This window comes from Planctomycetia bacterium (assembly GCA_034440135.1).
Classification (GTDB): domain Bacteria; phylum Planctomycetota; class Planctomycetia; order Pirellulales; family JALHLM01; genus JALHLM01.
The window spans coordinates 1-4,819 of record JAWXBP010000373.1; the positions used below are offsets into that span (position 1 = coordinate 1).

At 61.2% G+C, this 4,819-nt stretch carries 3 protein-coding genes; 1 reads left to right on the forward strand and 2 read right to left on the reverse strand.

The window, feature by feature from the left end:
- Positions 1-2,432: DNRLRE domain-containing protein (locus tag SGJ19_22180; protein ID MDZ4782964.1), on the reverse strand; the 2,432-nt coding region annotated here is incomplete at its 3' end.
- Between the two features lie 489 nt (positions 2,433-2,921).
- On the reverse strand, positions 2,922-3,710 hold the full coding sequence (locus tag SGJ19_22185) for an FkbM family methyltransferase (protein MDZ4782965.1): 789 nt from the start codon (positions 3,708-3,710) through the stop codon (positions 2,922-2,924).
- 178 nt (positions 3,711-3,888) lie between these two features.
- On the opposite strand from SGJ19_22185, the gene SGJ19_22190 reads away from it, so the two are divergent.
- On the forward strand, positions 3,889-4,728 hold the full coding sequence (locus tag SGJ19_22190; protein ID MDZ4782966.1) for a hypothetical protein: 840 nt from the start codon (positions 3,889-3,891) through the stop codon (positions 4,726-4,728).
- The last annotated feature ends 91 nt before the right edge of the window (positions 4,729-4,819 follow it).

Sequence of the window (4,819 nt, forward strand, 5' to 3'; positions counted from 1 at the left end):
ACCGTGTCGTTTCCTAAGTGCGGTCGCACATGGACTTCCGCGACCGACGCACTGGTGAAACTCCAATTCGCGGCGCCCCACGTGACGCTCACATTCGCACCGGAGACTCCGATCGAAATCGAATCGTTCGCGGTGGCCGTGCCGGCCTGCACATGCACCACGTCCCCCACGCTGAAGACGCCACCCGCGAACGCGATTCGATTGTTCGTGCGGTTGACGTCCTCCAAGGCGCGATACGGATCGATCACCGCCAGCAGGTAGTAGTCCTCGGGGAGATCCGTGAAAGCGGCGGGAACAACCAGATCCTGATTCACGCCAATGCCACGGCGGTTGACCTCCGTGACTTGGACCGTTTGTAACAACTTGCCCTGCGCCACGCCGTCCGGCGAGGCGTAGATCCCCACGGTGAACGGATCGACGAAACTATTGGCCACGTCGTAACGGAGCCGCAGATTGTTCCCTTGCACGTCAAACAGGGTTGCGGCAAGTTCCGGCGTCGAGGTCGTGACGTTGAGCCTCGGACGGAACTCCGGAGTCGTGCTTTCTTTGCTGTGATATACGGCCGACGTATTGGTGGCGTACGCCGTGGGCGTCGACACGCGCAACGTAAGCGGCGGATTCGTCGTCGACGGCCAGGCCTGGGCGCCGTTCGCCATCGCCTGCATGGGCGCGTCGTCCGACACGTTGAATGACCCATCCTGATTCACATCGCCAATGCGCGCAGCATTGACCAGCGGATACGTTGATGAGAACAAAGGGAGGTTGGTGCGCGCAAGCGTGTAAGGCCCCTGATCCCAAATGTCGCGCACGCCGTCGCCGTTCATGTCGCCGATGCGAATCGACGCGGCGCGCACGAAATCAGAGACGTCGATGGTAAAGGCCGTCTCCGAAGTGGAAAATGTGAACGTCTTCGAATTCGCGCCGAACGCAAATCCCGTGGAGTTGTTCCACGTCAAGGCGCCGATATTCACCGGCGTCGTGCTGACGATTTCGACGCGTTGGGTAGTCGTGCCGGCGCCGCCGTTGCGATACAGCACCAGTTCCGCAGTATCGACCGTGCCGCCAAAGTCCGGCAACGTAAATTGGAGGTACGATTGTTGCTGCACTAACGTCGTCCAGTTCGACGACGCCAGGTAATCTTGCCCGGAAAAATTCGTGCCCGTACTTCCCGCCGCGCTGTAGACCCGCGTATCAGCTGATATGACGAGCGGATCTTCCGGCGTCTCATCGTCGATGCTCAACGTCTGAAAAACGACGCCGCTACCCTGCGCGCCGTCCGCTTCCGGCTTGTCGCCGGTCGTGTCGATGGCGACGCCACCCAACACCGGATCCTTCAGCAGCGAGATATCGCGCAGCCCCGTAACAGACACAAACGCGCTGCGCGGCAGATCCCACGCCGTGGAATCCCCGAGGTCGCGTCGCCCGGGCGCCAGCAATTGCATCCAGGTCGTGCCCCAGTCCGATGTACTAGCCGCGGCTTCCTGAATGCCAGGTCCTTGCAGTTGCGGCAACGCGGACGAATCGATCGCGCGAACGGTCGCAATTAGCGGATACAGCCATTGGGCGCCATCGAAATACTGCAACTCCAAGCGGTGTTCGACGGCCGATTGAATTCGTGCGCCCTCGGCGACGCCGATAACCGCCTTTGGTCGGCCTGCGGGGTCATATTCCGTATCGACGAGAAACGTCTCGGTGTCGCCGCCGGTAACTACAAATCCTGGACGCTGCGGCGTTTCACGGCCGTACTCGTCGCGCTGCGTCGGCGTGACGACGATGGCTGGCGCCAAGTCGGCGAATCCGCCGACCGTCGCTTCGTCGGCGCCCAGCAACTCCAGACCTGCGACGCGCCAGCGCGCTTGGGGCGCGTCAACCGCCGTCGCGTCGCCGACAGCATTGTCCTCATTTGCTGAGGGCGTCAGCGCGTCGAGGCGCATGGTTTCAAAGGCGCGGAACGGAATCGACTTGGGCGCTCGCCAAAAGCCGTCGATCAAGCTGTCCGCCGTGATCTTGAACGTCTCGCGTTCCCCCACCGTCAACAGCGCCGCGTCGCCATCAACTTTGGAAAAGCTGTCGAACTGAATTCCCATCAGCACGCCATCGCGTTCACCCTGGAACGCCCAATACTCGCCGGGACCAAACGTCGCGGCGACGCCGTCGCCGTTGGCGCCAAGTCCGGCCGACGAATGTTGCAGCGTGCGGCCAACTTCTTGTCCCGACCACCCAACGCTTTTGACAGAGATGTCACCGGCGCGGAAGGCGCTCGGAGCCGCCACGATGTTCAATGTCTCCGTGTCGTCGGTCGCAGACAGCAACTCGCGGGGCTCAAGCGCCTGCAGAGTTCCCGTCCAGCGCGTGCCTTGCAGGCTCGTGATCGTGCGGTTGGCTGTCTTAGATCGCCTCGACAAGCGCGCGTGTCGGCGTTTTGCAGACATTGCTTAGCATCCTCCGCCAATGAATCGGAACTAGGCGCATCGGAACCGGGCGCTGCGGCGCTCGATGCGCAGGGATCGGCGCACGGACTTGCGGACCATGACAAAGCCCGGCCGCGACGCGGCTGTTCCGACGGATCGACCAAACTAGTTGACAGGCGCGGCAACTCGACGGCAAAACGCCGGAAGGCACCGCAAATGTGCGCGACGGCGCGCCGAAGACATCATTCCGTAACGCATCATGAATTGCTGCCGCGACAAGAACGGCGCGGCAAGAAACACTTCAGCAATTCGCACGACGAACACTAAGCAGGTGTTCAATGCGACCAGCGCCAGTCGGAATTCCTTCGAATCCATTCGACGAGGCGGTCGCATCCACACACCTCCGCTGTTCGCGTGCAATTGCCGGCCCCACGCGAGATAATATCGACGGCGCAAAGCTTGTCAACAATCGTCGAAGATATTTTCCAAAAAACTTCTGATCGTATAACACTATATAGGTAGTTCCACCGATCTTAGGCCTTGAATGTCGTGGGGAACCTCGCGATGTACGCACAACATGTTATGTGAAACGATGTCGCCGAACTCATTGTTCGCGTTCCCGAAGAAATTGTTCGCGTTGAACATTCGCGGCGTATGCCAGTACAACTCGTAGTCACAATCTCGCAACAGCTGAATCAAGTCGCGCGACTTCTCGCTTCGATCGTTTTCCACGTACAGCAGGGGCCTCAAGCGCGACAGCGTATCACGGGCGCCTCGCACGACTTGTACTTCCATGCCTTCCACGTCGACCTTGATGAACTCGCATTTGGACAATTGAAGTTGATCGATCGCCACGACAGGTACGAGGCGCCCCTGTTCCCAGCCGTCGAGCGACAGGCCGCCAAAGTTCGCATAACGGCGATAGTCGATCTCCGGCACGATGATTTCGCCGGCTGTCGCGCCGACCGCCGCCTGGCGGCAATCGACGTTCGTAAGCTGATTGAGTGCCACGTTGGCGCAGAGCGTTTGGAAAACGACGCGTTGAGGCTCGAACGCGAAGACCGAGCCGCGCGGTCCCACGTGTTGCGCAAGAAACACCGTGTGCGCCCCGATATTTGCGCCCACGTCGAGCGCCACGTCGCCCTCCCGCACGAGTTGTCGGAACAAGTCGATTTCGCCCTCGGAAAACTCGCCGTACAAATCCAGCGACCGGCCGATGTACTGGTCGTGGATGTTATAGAGCATCTGGCCATGCCGGCAGGTCTTTTGTTGCAGGAATGGCTCGAAGGGATTCGACATGAGTTTGCCACCTAGGGGACGATGCCGACGGCGATTATAGGCAACCAACGCTCCGCTTACGACTAGCGAAAATGCGCGCCAGGCACTTGCCTTCATCCCATCGCGAAGGTCAGAATCAGACTGCGACGCCGCACGGCGACGTACACGCAACTACACTCCTCCCAGCGACGCCGACGCCATGCGGATCTCGATCGACAAGCCGCAAGGGTTTCTCGCCGCCGCGTCGTTTCGCGGTTTCGAGCAGCCAAGCACGGGCAGCGCCATCGCGGTGACGGAATTGACGGCGCCGCGCGAGGCCATTCTCGCGACCATGACCGCCGAGTCGCTGAGCGAGCGTGGCCTGGAACTCTTGGAAGAGGAACGCGTTTCCATGGCCGACGGACCGGCTCGGCTCCTGATTGCCAGGCAGTTCGCCCGAGAGGTCTGGACTTACAAGTGGATCTCGATCAGCGGGAACGAGACCACGAGCGTGCTGGTAACCGCGAGTTGTCCGGAGCGCAATGCGGAGTCGATGGCGGCGACTCTGCGCCAAGCGGTGCTCAGCGTCCGCTGTTATCCAAACGACGAAGCGAGCGACATGCCCGAGAGCGCCGTGAAGGAGCTCGTTTACGCCGGCTGTGCAGGCGATTCGGCTATTTACACGGAAGACGGCCGCCTGCCGCTGGCATCGCCCGTCGCGGCCTGTATGACGTTGTCGTTTGCGCCGCCGGCGCCTGTTGCGACGCTGCAGGAGGCGGCGGGACGTCTGCTCGCGTCGAACGTGCGACTGCGCGAGATCCAACCGCGCTTCAGCCGGGCCGTTCAAGTCGGCGAGCTGAGCGGCTGGGAGATTCGAGCGCTGGCGCAACATGCGCACCACGCCGTTCCGTTGCTCGCCTACATCTGCGTGGTCGCCACGAAAGAGCAACTGGTCGTGATGCAGGGATCCGTGGGGGACGAGCGACGCATTCAATTCGAGCACGTATTTGCGCGCTTCGCCCGTGGTTACCGGGAGCGCCATCCCATCGCGACGCACTAGGCTCTGTTGACGATTCGGTCTGCTTCAGGTTAAACACTTGCGGTCGGAATTGGAATTCCGATTGCACCCTGGAGGCTCGGATGCCATGCGG

What these genes read in the sequence shown, in the direction of transcription:
- SGJ19_22185 (MDZ4782965.1), bottom strand. Translation starts at nt 3,710, where the DNA reads ATGTCGAATCCCTTCGAGCCATTCCTGCAACAAAAGACCTGCCGGCAT.
- SGJ19_22190 (MDZ4782966.1), top strand. Translation starts at nt 3,889, where the DNA reads ATGCGGATCTCGATCGACAAGCCGCAAGGGTTTCTCGCCGCCGCGTCG.